Consider the following 19,831-nt stretch of genomic DNA (forward strand, 5'->3'; position numbering starts at 1 on the left):
CGCCTACTGCCAACCATCCAAAACGAGCTCTGACCAGACATATCAGTTTCATACATCATTATCATCAACTATTAAAAAAAGGACGGGCATCTAAACCCGTCCTCAATTGAGTGCTCTTCTATCCTATGAAGATCCTTCCAATGAATTCGTCAACCCCCGCAGGGTTGACACATTGTATGTAATCTCTAAGTCATCTATTTCATCAGCACCATCTTCTTGGTGTCATGGAATTCACCTGCTGTCGCGCGGTAGAAGTAAATACCGGTCGCCAGATTGTCAGCCTTGAAGGTCACGGTAACCACACCGCCATCGGAGTAACCCTCGAAAGTCTCGACCAGCTGACCATTGACATTGAATATCTCAATCGTCCAGTCGGAAGGTTCCGGGAGTGAGAGCTTGATCTCGGTTTCCGGATTGAACGGGTTCGGGAAGTTCTGATGGAGTTCGTAGTTATCCGGAATCGCACGGGTAACCAGGTTTACATTGAGATCGTTGCCGAAATAATCGGCGATATCGGTTTTAATCAGGTCGATCTCACCATCGACTTCAATATTAGCCAGGTTGATCTCGCCGGCCGGTATACCTTCAGAACCCAGGCTGTATATAAAGACCCTCATCAGGTCACCATCGACACTGTAATCCAGCTTCATGTTGCTGATATCAGCCGACTTCTCGATGTACGGCACCGATTCAGCGCGTGAGAGATCGAAGACAAGCTGAGCCGCCCCTATATTGACTTCCGAGTTGGCGGTGATACCCAGCTCACCGTAACGCTGTTGCATGATCAGGTCGGTGCTGTTAGCAAAAGCGTTCAGCTTGGCCGGAGGCGCTAATTCACCGGTGATTACCCTGACCAGGAAGATCAGGTCACCGACAGTCAGCGCGCGACCATCGCCGTTGACGTCAGACGCCGCGACCTGTCCATCGTAATTGATATCGAACACCGCCGGGCCATAGATAAAATAGTTGGTATACAGCACAGCGTCGGCAATCTCATAAGGTACCGCGTTCATGTTCAGGTCACCGCGGTCATCGATCGAATCAGGATGAATGATACAGATCGAACCGTTATGCATGAGCAGACACCTGACCGGGTTGAGCTTATCACCAACCAGGCAGGAATCATCCGCGCCAACATTCGGGTAACGATCTTCATTCGGGTAATTGACATCATCGAGCTCATCCCAGAACACACCATACGGATTGTAAATGATTTTATCGATGAAGAGAGAATCTCCCTTCTTGTTCGAGAAGACGTTATCACCGCAATCGAACCAGTAGAAATCTACCGGGTATGTCATACCGCCGAAATTCTGATCCGAGGTGATATAGAAGTTCATGACCGCGATAGTGCCGTTGATATCAAAGGCTTCGGCCGGCGGATGAGGCGCGCCATTGTTCTGGTCGGCGATAGAGATGATCCTCACCAGACCATCAGGGCAGACACCGGTACAGCCACCGACATTGCCGGTAACGTAGGTGAAGTATTCCCAGTCTTCTGTGGCATCACCGCGTGTGACATCGATCAGGGAGAACGCAGTCGGATCGAATTTTATCAAGAGATCGAAACCGCCCATCGGAGTTTCAACAGCGGTTGTAATTTCGACATTGACATAATTATTGGTCGGGACACATTCGGTCTCTTCGATCCAGATTTCGGCACAGGAGCCGGTATCGCAGTTTTCGTTGATATGGACATAATACCAGGCCGTGTCGAGATCATAGGCTTCACAGCTATCGGAGACCTTGTAGACAAACATGATCGTGTCATTCAGAAGCGGCACGTTGAAACAGGTCTGCCATGACCCGGAATCAAAGCTTCCCGGACCCTCGACTTTTTCTACCGTGAGTTCATTGATTTCATCATCAGGATCGGAAATGGTGATACCGTCGAAACAGACCTCCACTTCACCGCCACCTGTACCGCAGTACTCATAATACATGCTGTCAGGGTCTACGGTAATAGTCGGAGGCTGGTTCAGGACAAGGTTGATATCGACAGTTTTTTCATCGTAATCACCGCAATGATCAGTCACACGCACCGTGATTGTAAAACTGCCGGCTCCTGAAGGTGTGTAGCATACCTGGCCATTTTGATCGATAGTAGCACCCTGGGGAGCGTTGGTCAGGCTGTATGTCAACGTATCTGCGGGCAGATCGATATCGGTCGCGGAGACATCGAAACAGATCTCTCCCGGTTCGCACATATTCATGGTGATATCATCCGGGACAGTAAGCTCCGGGGCGTGATTGCCGGCCAGTACCAGGCAGGCCTCGGCTTCACTGTAATCACCGCAGACATCAGTAGCGCGCAATTTGATACAGTAAATTCCAAATGAATCGATCGGTATACAAGCCTGTCCGTTCTGGATAGTTCCCGAGCCGATTACGAAAGTGACTTCGGGCTCACCACCATCCGGATCGGAGGTGGTGAAATCGAAACAGTACTGATCCGGAAGATCGCAGACTTTCATGCTGGTATCGGACGGAAGACTGATCGTCGGGGGCAGGTTATAATGTATATTGACATTGATAGTATCTTCAGCAGTCGCCTGGCAATCATCGGTTGCCCGCACTATCACCTGGAAGGTCGTATCCTCTGAGGCTTCGGCCGAGAAACAGACCTGGCCGTCATCATAACTGCCGTTCGGAAGCACTTCAACCGTGAACTGGTTGTCCGGATCGGAGATATCGGCCATGAAACAGACCTGTCCCCCTGAGACACACAACGTATCGAAAATATCATCCGGAAGCTCAACTTCAGGTGGCATATTGACCTGGACAGTAACCACGACATCAGCAGTATCAGCAAGCTCGCACTCATCGACAACCCTGAAGCTCAGGTCGTAATCGCCGGGCTGATCCGGAAGGAAGCAGAAGAGTCCGGTCTGTGGATCGTAATTGCCATCCATTCCGTCGATTTGCTCGAAAATAAGTTCTTCATCATCTGGATCGGAATAGCCGACCTCGATACAAACTGAATCGCCCAGCTCGCAGAAGGATGCGGTATCGAAAGGCTCGGCCGAAATAGTCGGCGGGCTGTTGAGTTCGATCGCGATCATGATAGTATCCTGATCGATTTTACCGCACAGGTCGCGAACCCTGATAATAAATTCATAATTACCAGCCTCGAGCGGGGTGAAGCAGACTTCACCGGTCTGCGGATCGACCGCGCCAAAACCGGCTACCTTGATAAAGGTCAGGGTATCGCCGGGAAGGTCGGGATCGCCGAAATCGGTCGGACTGAAACAGACTTCCTCGAGGTCGCACAGGCTGAGTGAGTAATCAGCGGGAAGCTCGATATATGGATCATGATTCAGGCTGATTGACATAACCACCGTATCGATATCAGCCACAACGCATTCATCTTCTACTTTGACCACGAACTGATAAGATCCTTCATCCTGCGGGAAGAAGCATACCTGGCCGGTTTCAGAATCGATCGTTCCGGGACCTTCCAGGAGCGTGAAGGTATGATTATCTGCAGAATCGGGATCATCGACTTCAGCTGTAAAACAGACAGTATCCGGATCAGAGCAGAAGTAGTAACTTGTATCCTGCGGAAGAGTCAGCTCCGGAGCGCTGTTCAGATCGACAGTAACGGAAACCGTATCGACCGCCTGCGATCCGCAGATCTGGTCAGTGGCAGTGATAACGATATCGTAAGTACCATCCTGGTCAGCCATCAGGCAGACTTCTCCGGTCTGCTCATCATACGTAGCCGGGGGCGTCACATCTATCGTGACATCATCGCCCTCGTTGGCGTCAGTGGCGGAAACCGGGAAGCAAATCTCGGTCGGCTCGCAAATCAATGTATCGAAATCAGGCACAGTCACCAGCTCGGGCGGGAAATTGACCGTCACGCCGATCGTGATCGAGTCACGCGGACAGGGTGGCGGAACCAAACCCGGACGCGCACCTTCGGTCAGAGCGCAACAGGAATCAGTCACCTTCAGGACAAAAGTGTAACTGCCGTTTTCAACATAATCCGGCAGGAAGCAGAATGACTGTGTGGCCGGATTGAAGGAACCGTCGCCCTGTAAAAATTCGATATCGAGAGGATCGCCGTCAGGATCGAATATATCTATCGGTACACAGATCGAGTCGTAATCGCACAGGAGCGTATCGAAATCATCTGGCAAATCGATCGTGGGACGATCATTAATTTCATAATTTATATATACTGTGTCTATGTCGAATGCGCCGGAAAGGTCAGTAGCTTTGAACACAAACATGTAAGTCGAATCAAGACCCCAGGGTAAGAAGCAGTGCTCGGTAAAGATATAGTTGTATTCATCGACCGGCTGGAAAACGCCTGTGCCCTCCAGCATTTCGACAGTAATCATCTCAGCATCACCATTGGGATCATAAGCTTCGATCGGGATGCAGACGGAGTCTTCGTAACAGACATTTATATTGATCTCACCGGGGACTAACAAAACAGGAGGCGCGTTTTCGAAACGTACCCTGATGATATGATCATTGAAGTCACCGTCACCGCCATCCTTTAGATCTTCAAACGCAATGATATATTCATGTAATTGAGCTGTCGCGAAAATTTTTGCATGGTCGTACTCATCGACATTGGCTGACAACTGCGTATACCATGACTCAGGACCTATCAGGTTGGGGGTTATATAGAACCCGATCGAATCGCTCGCGGTGATGGTAAAAGTGACCGAGTCGCCGGGAGCGCTCGAAGATGAAAACAACTCTGTTTTCATGGTCGTATCGGACGCGTCGTACCAGCCGGATACAGCCGAAGAAAACGAACCCGAAACCTTTTCCAGCACCATGGAAACATTGGTTCCGTTTACAGCCGGGAAAGATTCCCATCCCAGCTCATCAGTTGCTACATTAATAGTATAACCGAGACTGTCCAGAATTTCCTGCAGTGTCGGCTCGCCAGGGGCGAGAGAAATTAGCGAATCGCGAATATCGAGATCGCCGGGTCCTGCCATAGTAGAGGGAGCCAATAGAAGTAAACATGCAAGTGGCAGGAAAAATAGGGTAAGAAAACTACATTTCCGGCACATAGATTTGCCTCCTTAAAGTTACTGTTTCCCGGGTGGAATACAGCAATTCATATACCTGAAAAAATGAAAATCGTTTACAACATTAAAACAATTACGACAAGTACTTGATATCAGAAGAGTTAACGAGCTTCCCCCTCAGGATTGCTCTTAGGACACCCCTTCCAGACATAATAGGATATGTAAGTCAACTATATGTTTTTCTACACACACAAAAATATACCGCACCGCTTTAATATAAAGCCAAACTCGAGATTGTCAAGCAATATCACATACATATCAACGTCTTAACACAATTTTAACTCGCAGGATTTGCGCCTTTGAGAGCCGATTTGCAGCGCGATGTGCAGAATCTGAACAGATTTTAGTTTAGCTGTTTTAATGCAGTCTGTTTGACACTTCCTGCACGAGATTGCATACTTGTGCGGGACTTCTCAGTAGTCGTCGCGTGGTTTCAGCTTCGAGGGATAAAAACGGGGCTTGCCTTCTTCTAAAACTATATGTTCCAGCAGCTCATCTCTTATCTCAGGCGCGAGCTTATCCCCTTTCAGGAGGCTGTTGAGCTTTATGCCGTGGACTACCATAACTTCATCAGACAGACCGTGAGTTTTAATGTATTGCAGGAATTCCTCTTTCTCCTTCTCGTTTTTTGAAACCGTATAACGGGCCTTGTAAGTCGGTTCGCTCTTGATCCTGATTTTGTAGTCACTGCCCCGCAGGACGGTAGCATTCATCTGCAGGGCGTATAGTTCCAGTTCTTGTTGAAGATGGTCCTTCTCGATTTTCAGCTCTGAAAGAGCCTGCTTTACTTCGATATAGCGGTTGACCAGCCGGACACCATCCTCCTGTCTAAACTCCCGCGGAGGCAATTCCTCGGTCTTATGTAAATGGACTTTCGCCGGGCAGATCGGATAATAGTCACACCAGTCACAGAGCGCGGATTCATTGGGAGGAAGATCATCCCGGTCGACTGCTGATTCTATTTTTTTTATCAAATCCACGGTTTCGACCTTGAGCTCTTCGAGCTGATCCGGCTTTCTGCTGGAATGGATCTCTTTATCGAAAGTCAGGTAATGCCAGATCAGGTCGACAGACTCAACATCGGTATACATCTGGCTGATCCCGATCTGATACAACGCCAGCTGGCGATCCTGGTCAAAATACTTTTGCCCCATCAAAGTACCGGCGGTTTTGTAGTCATGGATCCTGTAATGGCCATCCTCGATTTCCGAAAGCCTGTCGATGTAACCCTGAAGCTTATAATCGCCGGACTTATCCAGATCGACTACAATCCGTAACTCAAGAGCCAGGGTTTTATCTAACTCGAAAGGAGCATAGCGCCGGTAATAATCCGTGAGTGATTTTTTACCGCGCTCGAAGTAATTTTCGTATGTTCGACCGGCTTTTACTATATATATATCATCGGTAAAGTTCTGTTCCCAGCGCCGGGCGAAATCATCCAGAAGTTCCTCTTCCGTCAAAAGCCTGCGATCGATCAAGAGCTTGTACAATTTCTCGAGAGATTCATGACAGCGCGATCCCAGAAAAGCCTCGATCGAGGTTCTCCTGACGATATCCGGTTTTTCGATATATTTGTACTTGAATTGAAGCGGGCAGTTTTCAAATGTAGATAAACGGGAATGTGAGTAAATCGTCATTTTCGTCCTGATCGCATTATATTAAAAATCAGCCAAACGGCCAGTCCGCCTGCCAGAAGATAACCAAGAAGTGACAGTACAGGCAAGCCAAAAAGTGAAACTCCCAGCCCGGTGCTGTTGATCAGCGAGGCCGAGATCAGAACCGCCGCGATAATTAAAGCCAGAGACAGCCGTTTAGATGACTGGTACAATTCCTCGGTCAGGTTCTCGAGCCCGCGATGCTGGAACTGCATCACGATCTTTCCCTGCCGAAGCTTTGTAGTAATCCGGCGTGCTTCAAATGGCAATGTCGTTAAAAGCTGGCGCAGGTCGCCCAATGCGGTCACCGCGTCCTTGCGAAGGGAACGGACACCCATCTGCTTTTTGGCCATGCTCTTGATAAACGGCTCAGCCTCAGTTATCAGGTTTATCTCCGGGTCGACCATACGACCGACCTCCTCGGCGGTAATCATAGCTTTGAGAAGCAACATGAACGAGGCCGGCAGGTGGATATTGTGTCGATAGAAGATGTCCATCGCGTCCATGCTCAAAGCTCGCATATCCATCTGCCAGAGAGGTATGCGGTGGTAGCGATAGATGAACTCGGTAATTTCGCTCTCCAAAGTCAGCCGGTCGACATCCTCCGGCACCAGGTTGAAATCCAGAAGCGTTTTAATGATTTTGCGGGCATCGTAATCTGAAATAGCTGATATCAAGTCAATCAAGAACTCCACCACCGATTCCGAAAGCTGACCGACCATACCGAAATCCAGAAGCGCGATCCGGTTTTTAGGCAGTACGAAAATATTTCCCGGATGAGGATCGCCGTGGAAAAAACGATCGATAAATATCATCTTGAGAATCGCGCGAAGCCCGTTACGAGCAACGATTTTATTGTCGAGACCAAGTTGCTTGAGCTTATCCAGCGATGAAATCTTCGTGCCGTCGATATATTCACAGGTCAATACGCGCGAAGTAGTGAACTTCCAGCTTATCTGTGGAATGATGATATCTTCACTGTCCTGGAAATTATACTGGAAGATTTCCATGTTGCGTCCCTCGTTGAGGAAATCGGTCTCCCGGCGCGAGACCTTGGCGAGTTCATCGACCTGACCGCTGGGATCGAACCGTCGTGATTCAGGCACGAACTCCTCGAACAGCCGGGCCATATCACGCAGGATATCCATGTCGACTTTCATGGTCTTGTTGACATTGGGGCGCTGTACTTTGACCGCTACCCGCTGGCCATCTTTTAAAGTGGCGACATGGACCTGTGACAGGGAGGCCGATGCTACCGGTTCGTGTTCGAAAGTTTCGAACACGCTGTCGAGGGAAGCCTTCAACTCGGTCTCTATGATATTTCGCACTTTGCGAAACTCGAAAGGCGGGACTTCATCCTGGAGCTTGGAAAGTTCGATCACGAGATCGAGCGGTATCAGAAACGGACGGGTCGAAAGTACCTGTCCAAACTTGATGAAGGTCGGTCCTAGTTCCTCAAGCGCCAGCCTGATCCGGACTGCATAGTTCATCTTGGTCAGCTTCTCGTCTTTTTCAGACAGTCTCCCCCGTCCGAGTTTAAGGCGAGCGGCGATATTCAATCGTCCCAGAACCTCCCCAAAACCGTATTTAGCCAGAACCTGCACGATCTGGCGATAGCGCTTGAAAAGTTCGAGGCGATGTTTGAGGCTGTACTGTTTGAACATAGACTGAGTCCCGGTTTATCTATTACTTCGGACGAAAACCGCAGGTTCATTACTGATACGCACAGAGATCATCATTGTTCTGTGAACAGTTTTAAAATGCGTCCTGCCGGATTGTAAAGCAAACAAAAAAAAGAGAGAGGCAAGCGCCTCTCTCTTTTTTATCGTTATGTCAACCAGATTACTTCATCAGGACCATTTTGTGGACCTTGGTATACTGACCCACAGTGGCTTTGTAGAAGTAGATACCGGAAGCCATACCCGTAGCATCCCAGGTCACAGTGACAGTACCAGCATCGTTGTGGCCGGAGAAGCTCTTGACCAGCTGACCACTGACATTGTAGATGTCAATCGACCAGTTGGCAGACTCGGGCAGATCGAGCTGTATGTCGGTAGACGGGTTGAACGGGTTCGGATAGTTCGGCTTGGCCGCGAATTCGGTCGGGAGAGCCTTCATGCTGGCGTTGACGTTCAGGTCGGAACCATTGTAGTCAACGATTTCAGCATGAGTAAGCTGGATGTCGCCATTGACGGCAACATTGAACAGCTTGTTCTCACCTGACGGAACGTAACCGCTACCGTAATCATAGACCAGCACACGGAGTTCGCCGTTTTCGTAGTTCGACATAATATCCATGCCGGAAGCCGAGAGAGTCGGCTCGCCAAGCACGTTATCAGCCTGGAACACGAACAGGGCGGCACCGATATCGGTACCGGAGCTGGTGTTGACGCTGACGCCATTGATGCTGTTAACAACTCTGACATCAACATTGTTGGCAAACGGAGCCAGCTTCGGAATCGCGATCTCATCGCCATTGATGACACGAATCAGGTAAACCAGGTCACCCACGGTCAGGACCTTGCCGTCGTTGTTGACGTCAGAGGCCGCAACCTGTCCGGCAGCATTGATATCGAAGACGGACGGGCCGAAGATGAAGTAGTTGGAATACAGAACCGCGTCGGCGATTTCATGGGCGATACCGTTAAGGTTCAAGTCGCCACGATCGTCGATGTCTTCGGCGCAAGCAATATCCACACCACCGGCATAGAAGTCGATGAACGACTCAGGGCCAGGTTTGCCAGGATCAGCCTGATTCTCACAATCGATTCCACCCGGAATCGACTGCCAGCCGGCTATAAACGGATTATCGGCAGGGTCAAGGAGAAGGAACTGATCGTCGGGCTCACTGAACCAGAAGACCTGTCTGCTCAGGAACAGGTCATAACCGGAAGCGTCAGAGATAGTATTGTCGGTACAATCCAGCCAATAGAAGTTGATCGGAACGTACTGGCATTCGTAAGTCCTGTCATCAGTCACGTAGAATGTGAGATTAGCAACAGTTACGGAATCGTAATCCCACTGTGAAGCACACGGATCAGGATGGTCCTGACCGTTGTTAACGTCATTTATACCAATAAGTCTCACCAATCCACTCGGACATTCACCGCCACAATTGCCGAAGGGGCCTTTACGGAAAGTAAAGTATTCCCAACCGCAGTTGTCCAGTGTCTCACCCAGAGAAGCCTCAGTAAATGTCAGCGCCGCGGCGTCGTACTGAATCAGAAGTTCAAAACCACCCACGGTAGTACCATCCGCAAAGACGGTAATCGGAACATTTACGTACTCACCCTGCAAGACAAAATCGAGACCATCAATGTCCTCAGGAACTTTACTGATCTTGACCTCAAGACCAAGTACTTGAATCTCGAAATCACAGTATACGGTGTCAGCCTGATCGGTCAGACCGATCGTGACCGGGTGTATACCAGTGAATTCGGGTTCGTCATCGGTATCCCATGACCAGAATGCGATAGCACCGGAATCCGGGACTTCGACGACCGAATCGATAACGAGCGCGCTACCCAGAATATCCGGGCCGTCGCTAACGAAATAGTCGAGAGGGCCGGGGCAGGTCGGATCATCTGGATCCCAACCCTGAACCTGGCCTTCAGCCGTCTCACCAAAGCTGACTGAAACTACGCTAATACCGTCGTAATCGGCGGTATATTCAGGCGGACAGTAAGTTACCTCCGGCTCCATGTTCAGGATCACCACGACAAAGTCGCACTGAGCTTCCTGACCATAGGTATCGGTCACTTTGACGGAAACGTTATGCGCGCCAACTTGACCAACGGAGTTCCAGGTCCACTCACCGGTTGTACCGTTGATAGAGCCCGGACCACTGACCATCGAGAAGGTAAGCTCCTCGTTACAATAACCGAGATCGATATCGTCAGCCTCAAAATCGTAGTTCGCAGGTTCGTTACACTGGAAGAGCAGATCTTCTGTGGGGCAGTTGGTGAACTCAGGCGGATTGTCAACGACTTCATAAGTACCCATGACACCGGTAACAGCTTCTTCAGCACAATCAGCCAGGAACATGGTAGTGGCAGAAGTATAGGCATCGATATCCCAAGTCAGACCAGTCGGTGTAATAGTGAAGATGCCCTCACGGCAATCCACATCAACCGTTAAAGTGACAGCAACTGTTTCACCCGCATTAAGGATCGGATCACAGGCGCCCAGGTTCATTCCCCAGAAACGGAACAGGTCATCGGTCGGACCATCGACCAGCGAAAGGTCGGAGCCGCCGCTACCAGCCGCGAGGTTGAAACTGACGTCCGTGACAGTAGCGAAGGAACCGCCATCGGCGACCTCGGCCACAACATCGAACATATTGATCGGGCTATCTGCAGTAACTTTCATCTCAATGGTCTGGTCGGTGCGGCCAACTGAAAAGGTGTTGTCAATAAACTCCACCGTAACGTCAGCCAACGCAGAGCCAGCAAAGATAAGAAGCATTAACGAGGTCAGCAAAGAAAGAATTGTAAGATTTTTTTGCTTCATTACAATGCTCCTTTAAGGTTTAATTCAAACTACCAACTTGATTCCTCGGATAATATCCTCGGCTTCCCCCCTCTGGGACGGAAGTTGGCAGCTCAATTTACAAGCACCAAATGTCTAAATATGTATGGGCAAATTTATACTGGGGATAAAGCAGATAATAATAAAGATATTATCGCAACATGTTTATTCTTATCACTTAGGTAGAAGCAATAAAAGGTTTTGTAGATAGCTTTAAAATACTTTTTTCCCTAGACACCCCTAAAATAGGACTATTCCCCGCTTTGTCAAGTAATTTTTAAGAAAAAAACAGGATTTTTTCACTTATTTAGCCACCTCCTTAAATACTTATACAAAGCCCGTACAAACCCCGCATCACATGCCTCATCCATTAATTATCAATCAGGCAACTGTGTCCGGACGCCAGCAGATCATTCTCGATCGTAAATAATAATCCCAAACGCGCCAATTATGTATATGCGCATATGCGCATTACTGTATCACCGACCAAAAAAGAACAGCCGGTCGAAACCGGCTGTCACAATTCCGCTTAAATCAAAACCACTGACTGACTACATCGATACCTGCTCGGTCGTGGCATAAGCATCGAAAATAAGCAGGACTTCATCATCCAAAGTAAGAAGATCTTCGGTCGGTATCACGATTCCGAAGGCGGAGAGCTTGATATTCAATTCGGCGTTGATATGCAGGACATCGCCGGTAAGCTCCAGGTTCTTCTCGGTCAACGGTTTGGCCGCGATATAAGTCATAAACATGCGGATATTGCCGACCGGAACGGTCTGACCATGAAGTGTTAACTGTCCTGAACCGACTAAACTGATCTCGGTATTGTCCTCAAGCTGGTAGGAAGACGGTGACTCGATCCTCGTAAGTTTAAATGTCGCCGTCGGATAGTTGGCGATATCGAGATAGCTTTCCGACATCAGAAGCGAATCGCGCTGAGCGTTGCCGGTATACAGCGTCGAAAGCGGGATTTCCAGGTTCATAGAAGGCATCTGGTATCCGGCCGGGGGCTCGATTACCGGAGTCGTATCAACCGCCTCAGGCTCTTCAGCTTCCTCTTCAGCACCGGGAAGAGTTTCGGTCAGCGTTTCATCCTGAGCCTCATCCAGGATTGAATCGACCGGAGTTTCCTGCGGTTCTTCCTCGACCTGTTCCGACTCGGTCTCAACCGGTTCCGGTTCCTCTTCCTCGACCTGTTCGACCAGCATGATCGAATCCAGCCAGACTTCAACCTCACCGGTTACTCCGCTTACAAATCCGCCCAGCATTCCCATCGGCGCACGGGTATCGAAACGGACCATCCCCTGAACCATCAGCATATCGCCCTCAAGGTTTTGGCCGAAATAGAATTTAGTAACTTCAGGATCGGCCGGAACCTGCTCTTCCTCCTGGGCAATCAAGAGCGGTGAAATCAGCAAGAGGATTGCCAGTATAGCCAGACAAGCTCTCATTACTTCTCCCTTCTGAAATATAAAAATACCTAATTTCTTACAATTTAATATAAACTTCATCTTAAGTCGCTCCAATTTATACAAATCGGGCGCTTTTGCCAAGCACAATTCTGCTATTTTTTCATTTATTTATAAGTGACTGCGCAACTCAAAAAATGTGCATAAAATACTGTAAAAACTTGCTCTATGAATACCGATTATATATATCAATATGCACATACAATAATATATGGAGGTTTTATGGCTTCACCTGACAGTATTCCGGTCGGTAAATTTAAGGCCCTGGCAGATCCGACCAGGCTTCAGATTTTACTATTATTAGACGGCAGTCCCCGTTCGGTGAGTGAGATAGTCGATTTCTTCAACCTGTCGCAACCGACTATTTCGCGCCATTTAGCAAGCCTGGCCGGTTCCGGCCTGGTTAAAACCACCCGGCGTGAACAGCAGAGGATTTACAGCCTCGACGAAAAGGGACTAAAATCGATTATGACGGATTATTTCGCGCGCTTTTCCTTGCTTAAAAAGCTGGTGAACATTTAGTATTACAGTATGCGCATTAATGTATATTGATTCAAGCGACTACGGATTCGGCCGGATGATTCCCTGGTCGGTGATTATGGCGCTGACCAGTTTATGGGGGGTGACATCAAAGGCCGGCGAATATGTTTTTACACCTTCCGGTGCGGTACGGATTCCGCCCCATTCGGTTATCTCTTTAGAATCTCTCATCTCGATCTCGATCTCTTTTCCACTTGGACAGTCCGAATCATAGGTAGACACAGGAATAGCGACATAAAATGGGACATTGTGGTAGCTGGCTGAAACAGCCAGGCCATAGGTTCCGATCTTGTTGGCCACATCGTAGTTTTTGGCGACCCTGTCGGCTCCGGTAATGACGCAGTCGATTTCACCCTGTTGCATCAAGTAGGCCGCCATGCTGTCGGTGTTCAAAGTCACATCGACACCCTCCTGGGCCAGTTCCCAGGCAGTCAGGCGCGCGCCCTGAAGAAGCGGCCTGGTTTCATCGGCATAGACTTTGATTCTTTTGCCCTGCTTATGAGCGGTGTAGATTACAGCCAGGGCGGTCCCGATCCCGGCTGTGGCCAGAGCACCGGCGTTGCAATGAGTCATGATCGTCATTCCGTCTTTTATCAGTTCGGCCCCGTTCTGTCCAATTCTTGCACACATGCGGACATCGTCCTCATGAATTTCCCGCGCCAGTTCGAGAAGCTTTGGCTTGAGTTCTGCCGGAGACAATTCCGGATTCGTATCTGCCAGAGCTTCCGCCTGACGAATCGCCCAGGCGAGGTTGACCGCGGTCGGACGCGCGTCTTTTATCTCGCCCAGCATTTTCAGCAGTTCCTGACGATTGCCGGCCTGGTTTGCGGCCAGAACCGAAGCGTAGGCGGCCGCCACACCGATCGCGGGGGCTCCGCGCACACTGAGACGCTTGATCGCCTCAATCACTTCAACATAATCAGTCAATTGGAGATATTTCGTTTCTCCCGGGAGCAGGGTCTGGTCCAGAAGCATCAAATTGTCGTCTTTGTAGTCCAGAGTATAGAAATTCATATCATTCCCCCATCACCGTAATGACCAGTTCACGATCGCGCGAGCGGTTATCGAAACACAAAAAAACAATCTGTTGCCAAGTGCCATGACGGGTTTTCCCGGCCACCACCGGCAGGGTCAGGGAGGGACCGATCATAGCCGAGCGCAGGTGAGAAAAGCCGTTACCGTCGCCCCAGGTTTTGTCATGTTCATATGATTTATTGGATGGTATCAGCTTTTCCATCAATTCAGGCAGGTCTTTCTGCAGGCCGGGTTCATATTCGAGAGTGGTCAGCCCGCCGGTTGAACCGGGGCAGAATATATTAACCATACCGTTGGAAACACCACTTTTCGAGACCGACTCCTCTACCGGACCGGTGATATCGTGGATATCACAAAAACCTTTGGTAGAGAGTTTTATGCTGTAATTTGAGACCATAAATCCTCCTCTGATTTTACCTGATCGCTACAGTATATACGATAACAGACAGGTGGCAAATTAAAAAGCCATCCCGAAGGATGGCTTTATACTGGAAAGACCGATAATTTGAGTTAGTTTAATCGGTAAGGTCGATTTTAACTTTCTTGGTGATGTAGATACCGCCGTAAGTATCATCCATATCTTTGATTGTCACGAAATCATTTCCGATTCCGGGGGGTGCTGTATACGTAAAAAACGCTTCGCCCCAGGCGTTGGTGTAGGCCGATGCCGGCTGGATCGTGCCGAGGTTGGCCTCGTGTTCGATCCTGTGACCACCCAGCGGATTACCGGAGCGGTCCCTGATGACCACATCAAGGGGAACCGTCGAGCCGGGCGAGACAGTACCTTCGATCTTGACATCGGATTGATCTGTGTTCGCAAGGCTGGTCAGGAGCGTAATCTGGATCAGAGACGACGGACCGTTGATACCACCGGCCTGAATCGAGCCAGTGACCACACGCCCGATACCGTTGTCAGGAACGCTGTATTCGTGGTCGCGGTTCAATGTTCCGGCCTTGTAGCGGAGGCGGACCTTGGAACCGTAACAGCCATCCTGAAGACTTCCATTAAGAGTGGTTCCATCACTGAAAAGCACTTCCACTTCAGTGCCTTCCACCACAAAATTATTGTTTATATCCCTGGCATCAATAAGGATATCAGAATAATCCTCACCATTGGCATAGAGCGTGTCTGCATAACTGAGAACATTTACATTGGTCGGCACGCCCGACACGGTCAATAAGGATGTATACGAGCTCAAGGTGCCGCCCTCAGTTTCAGCATTGATCAATACGATACCATCATCCCAGGGTGCGGTGGTATAATATGTCACGCCGGCAATACCATTTTTGGTAACACCGGTGGCCTCGATCATGCCCTCATCGACATAGAAATAGATCACTGTCGAATCCGCCACAGGGTTCGTGAAGGTGTCCGAGACAATCGCCACGACATCTGCTTCGCAGTTGATGATATGCCAGCAGGGCAGGTTGCACGGATCGACACCGACGTTCAGGTATTTAGGCGGGCCGGCATTTATGTTCACGAAGGTCTTGTTCGACCAGGTCGTATCTCCGCTGGAAGGATAATAAGCCTGGATCTTCGCGGTACCTGAAACTGTACCAGAGAAGAAATCGACTATCGCCTGACCGATTACATTGGTCGTAGCCGTCGCCACAATCGTTGTATCATAGGGATATTGTGATTCGATTATCGTGTCTAAAACCTTGCTGGAGAGGAACTCTCCGCCATCGGGAGATTCCAGAATTTTAAATTCAACCGGCAGGTCCTGCTGAACGAGGTTGCCGTAGATATCATAACCGGTCGCGATCAATTCGGTAAATTCTATACCGCCGGTATGGCGCACCTGAACTTCCGGCTGATTGGTATGCAGGGTTAGATTGGCAATTTCCGAGGACGGCCTCAGGGCCAGCGGAAACTCTCCGTAGACCGGCGATGACAATGAATCATCGATGACTGTGGCACGTACATAGAACAATCCCGCCATAGTACCGGCCTGGAAACTGATTGTCACACTCCCGCCGGAGGTCACAGCTGAATTTGTATAAGTACCGGCCTTATCCCAAATCTCATTTTCATTGATATCATTTGTGACTTCGTCGACGTTCTCGGTAAAGTAACCATCGTTGTTGATATCGGTGAAGCGTTCACCGACCTCGAAATGAATCTCTTTTCCATCGGCAACCGGTGATCCGGAAGCGTCGTTAATATTTACAGTTATATTGGAATTATCCGCGCCGTTGGCCAGAATCAGGCTCTGTGAAACCTCGAATTTGAAGTCCCAGTCTCCGGTTGTGAAACCACCTGATTGTGGAGCTACGGTCTTGCTGACACTTGTCGCTTGCGAGACGGAGGATATTTCCACCCTGATTGTGACCTCGCCTGTATCCAGGGGAATGAATGTGGTTGAAAATTCACCCGTGCCCGAGGTCGTGTCAACAGCCGGTGTAAAATAACCTGCTGAAATCGGATCGACCGAAAATATTATCTGAAGGCCTTCCACACCTGTATACGAGCTGTCATCGACAACCATACCGGAAACTGTTGTCTCAGTAGCCTTGGTTAATTCCGTCGGGTTGGTGGAAAAATTACTGAAGACGTAGGACGAAGTGCCCGAGCCTCCCGAGCCCCCGCTTCCTCCATCGATAACATCATCGCCACAGCCGACAAACAGCGCGGCAACGATCAGGAATACTGGTATTGCTAAGAATTGCTGTAACTTACGCTTAAACATCTTACTCCCCTTGCCATGCAAAACCGGCTGTTATTAATTTATTGTTCATGACCGAGACGACCGGGAACAGCCGCCAGGTCGGCGCCGACGACCGTCGGGGTGACGAAGATCACCAGGTCGCGGTTTTCAACTCTCTTTTTGGTGTATCCGAACAGGTGTCCCAGAAGCGGGATATCCTTTAACACCGGCACGCCGATATGATTTTTGACGACATCCTGCGTGGTCAGTCCGCCGATCACGACCGTCTGTCCGTTTTCGACCACGACATTTGTCTCGGCGTTATTGGTATTGATGATCACACCGTTAGGATCGAACTCGTATGTCGAACGTTCCGGCTTGAGATGGAGCAGGATCCTGTTTTCAGATGTTATATGTGGCGTAACCCGCAGAATCGTACCGACTTCTTCAAAAGTGATGACCACGTTTCCGGAGGGGTCGAAAGTTTTGATCGGGATTTTCTGACCGCTCTGGATCGTGGCTTCCTTGTTGTCGACCGTGATCACTTCCGGGTGGGCAACGATTTTACCGTTACCGTCAGAAACCAGCGCCCGCAGGGCGGCATCCAGCTCCCAGCCGGGCTGGGCTGTGCTGAAGATAAATTCGCCCACGGGATCGGAGACATCATCGGCATTGACACCGGTGGTGTGATCGTAGTCGGCTTCGTAACCCGAGGACTTGCGAACCTCCTTGGAACCGCGCACCGACCAGTCGATGCCGATTTCGCTTAAAGCCTGCGAGGAAACCTCTACCAGCTGGGCCGAGATCTTGATCTGCGCAGTCTCCTGGTCGAGTTCGCGCACGAACTCCTTTATCAGGTCGATATTCTCAGGTATCTCGTTGACAATTAGAGAATTGGAACGTTTGTCAACTTCCACCTTGCCACGTTCTGTCAAAATCGTCTGGATCGGGTCGACCAGATCATAAGCGGAAGCGTTGTCGACTGAAATGATTTCAGTTTCAAGAGCGACGATTTTGGCCTGCTCTGAACGATGGCGCTGGACCATGGAAGTCTCTTCGAGGTACTCCTTGGTCGGGACAACCCGGATATAACCGCGTTCCTGCACGGCGGTCAGGCCGTAGGTTTTCATCAGGATATCCAGGGCTAACTGCCAGGTGACATTCTTCAGTGTGATTGAGACATTGCCCTCGACCGTAGGAGATGTCACGATATTGACATCGCCGTACTCAGCCAGAAAATTCATGACTGAACGGATATCGGCATCCTGGAAATTTAGAACCTTAATAGGTTTGTTGGGATCTCCCTGTGCAAAGGTTGACGCCTGCATTATCAGAAGGGTCAGGACGATCCCGGCTAACAATCTGGTCAGCGGAAATTTTTTCATAATACCTGCCTCTTATTCTTCGCTATCAATGGACAGAGCCACCGAACGGCTCCAGCCGTACTCGTGGATCTGGAACAGAATTTTATTTTGATATATTTGTACAACGTATCCGTTTTTGACTTTGTCACCGTCCTGGACGATATATCCGTAACCTTCCATATCTTCCAGAAGCGCCAGCGAACCGCGATCGCCCTTCAGGATGCCTACAAGCCTCAAAGTTTCGACATCCGGCAGGCCTCCTGACTGGAAACCTGAGGCGGACTTTGAGACCAGTGGCATGAACGGGTCACGCCGGCCGAATGAGCGGTACTTGACGATCTCACGTGTCGGCAGGGCGGCCGCCAGAGTTCCCTTGGTCTTGGGCGGGCGGTCGGGATTTTTGCGCATATCCTTGCTGTCGGATTTCTGTTTGTCACCTTCTTCGGGCTGTTCCTCGCTCTCATTTTTTGCTGGGGGCTGTTTGACAGGCGAGGTTGGCTTCCGGAATTTATTTTTTCCCGGCAGTACGGGACTGACCGGCTGGCTGTCAGAGAGCTCCTGTTTTTCCAAAGCTTCGCTGTCGGTTTTCTTTTCATCGACCTTCTTCGAGGGTGAAGCCTGCCTGGCTTTCTCCTGTTTTTTCTGAACTGTTTTTTGGGTCTCGCTTTTAACTGTCGGAGCCTGTTTTTTATCAGCTTTTGCGGAAGCGTCAGCATATGTTTTTGGCTGAGTTTTCTTCTCGCTCACTGTTGTTTTCTCTGAATCCTGTTTGTCTTTCTCGTCGGAGTTTTTAAGCTGAGCCAGTTTTTCTTTCAGGCTGTTTCGCTCCTGAGCGGACAGACCGACTTCGGATGTCCGGCCGGATTTAGTTTCCGTGTCCGCGGTCACTTCTTTGACTTCACGAGGCTTGAACCCTTTGGCCTTGTCCTCAGTGGCCTTGATCTCACCTGTTTTCGGAGGCTTGAAACCTTTGGCCGGTGCCTGGCTGTCGTTATCCGCAAGCACCTCATCCGGATCCACTCCTGGTTCGATTTTCTCTTTGCCCTCCGGTTCGGCCAGGGCCAGTTTAATCTTTTCCGACTCCGTAAGAGGCTGGGCACACCAGAACTGAAATTCCTTTTCATCGGGGACGGCGAACACCAGTGTAACCCTTTTCTGCGACTGGCGAACCATATATGTTACCGGGCGGTTGACATCCGCCACGATCCTGACCACCTTTTCGGGGTTGACCTGGAACTGGCTGGTACGCACCGCGTCGATCGTCTCGGTCGGCAGTTCACGGTAGTTGAACTGCGGCAGTTTGTGGAGACAGTCCTTGAGGTCCAGAATAACCCTAAACGGTTTGCCCGCTTTGGCTTCTACGATTGAATGTGAATATACAAAGGGACCGTCGGTGTAAACGGTCAGCTCGACAAACTCGCCCTGTTTTTTGAGGCTTATATTCTCGACATGAGATTCAGCCTGGGCCGAGAAAGATAACGCGACAGTCAATGCCAGCGCGCATATAATAACTGAACCAATTCTCATAGCACC

The 19,831-nt window shown here is 49.7% G+C and carries 11 protein-coding genes; 1 reads left to right on the forward strand and 10 read right to left on the reverse strand.

Annotated features, from left to right (window positions below):
- Positions 1 to 194: 194 nt before the first annotated feature.
- The 5 genes from GF404_03585 to GF404_03605 form a co-directional block, all read right to left on the reverse strand.
- The gene (locus GF404_03585) at positions 195 to 5,036 is read right to left on the reverse strand and encodes a T9SS type A sorting domain-containing protein (protein ID MBD3381261.1); all 4,842 of its coding nucleotides are present in this window, start codon (positions 5,034 to 5,036) and stop codon (positions 195 to 197) included.
- A gap of 431 nt (positions 5,037 to 5,467) precedes the next feature.
- The gene (locus GF404_03590) at positions 5,468 to 6,691 is read right to left on the reverse strand and encodes a hypothetical protein (GenBank protein MBD3381262.1); all 1,224 of its coding nucleotides are present in this window, start codon (positions 6,689 to 6,691) and stop codon (positions 5,468 to 5,470) included.
- Positions 6,688 to 8,373: a ubiquinone biosynthesis protein UbiB gene (locus GF404_03595; GenBank protein ID MBD3381263.1), complete on the reverse strand. Its 1,686-nt coding sequence runs from the start codon at positions 8,371 to 8,373 to the stop codon at positions 6,688 to 6,690. The genes GF404_03590 and GF404_03595 overlap by 4 nt, the downstream gene beginning before the upstream one ends.
- Before the next feature lie 178 nt (positions 8,374 to 8,551).
- On the reverse strand, positions 8,552 to 11,218 hold the full coding sequence (locus GF404_03600; protein ID MBD3381264.1) for a T9SS type A sorting domain-containing protein: 2,667 nt from the start codon (positions 11,216 to 11,218) through the stop codon (positions 8,552 to 8,554).
- A gap of 569 nt (positions 11,219 to 11,787) precedes the next feature.
- Entirely contained in the window at positions 11,788 to 12,750 is a 963-nt protein-coding gene (locus GF404_03605) for a hypothetical protein (protein ID MBD3381265.1), read from the reverse strand.
- Between the two features lie 126 nt (positions 12,751 to 12,876).
- Between GF404_03605 and GF404_03610 the strand changes: the two genes are divergently transcribed.
- Positions 12,877 to 13,230, forward strand: a complete 354-nt coding sequence (locus GF404_03610) for a metalloregulator ArsR/SmtB family transcription factor (protein ID MBD3381266.1) — start codon at positions 12,877 to 12,879, stop codon at positions 13,228 to 13,230.
- A 39-nt stretch (positions 13,231 to 13,269) separates the two neighbouring features.
- Here GF404_03610 and mtnA read toward each other — a convergent pair whose 3' ends face one another.
- The 5 genes from mtnA to GF404_03635 all read right to left on the reverse strand — a co-directional run bounded on the left by mtnA (position 13,270) and on the right by GF404_03635 (position 19,825).
- Complete coding sequence (gene mtnA / locus GF404_03615) at positions 13,270 to 14,262, reverse strand: S-methyl-5-thioribose-1-phosphate isomerase (protein ID MBD3381267.1); 993 nt, start codon at positions 14,260 to 14,262, stop codon at positions 13,270 to 13,272.
- Between the two features lies 1 nt (position 14,263).
- Entirely contained in the window at positions 14,264 to 14,680 is a 417-nt protein-coding gene (locus GF404_03620; GenBank protein MBD3381268.1) for a YjbQ family protein, read from the reverse strand.
- A 118-nt stretch (positions 14,681 to 14,798) separates the two neighbouring features.
- Positions 14,799 to 16,976: a hypothetical protein gene (locus GF404_03625; protein MBD3381269.1), complete on the reverse strand. Its 2,178-nt coding sequence runs from the start codon at positions 16,974 to 16,976 to the stop codon at positions 14,799 to 14,801.
- 38 nt (positions 16,977 to 17,014) lie between these two features.
- Complete coding sequence (gene pilQ / locus GF404_03630) at positions 17,015 to 18,319, reverse strand: type IV pilus secretin PilQ (protein MBD3381270.1); 1,305 nt, start codon at positions 18,317 to 18,319, stop codon at positions 17,015 to 17,017.
- Between the two features lie 12 nt (positions 18,320 to 18,331).
- Complete coding sequence (locus GF404_03635) at positions 18,332 to 19,825, reverse strand: hypothetical protein (GenBank protein MBD3381271.1); 1,494 nt, start codon at positions 19,823 to 19,825, stop codon at positions 18,332 to 18,334.
- Between the last annotated feature and the right edge of the window lie 6 nt (positions 19,826 to 19,831).

Source organism: Candidatus Zixiibacteriota bacterium, assembly GCA_014728145.1.
GTDB lineage: Bacteria > Zixibacteria > MSB-5A5 > JAABVY01 > JAABVY01 > WJMC01.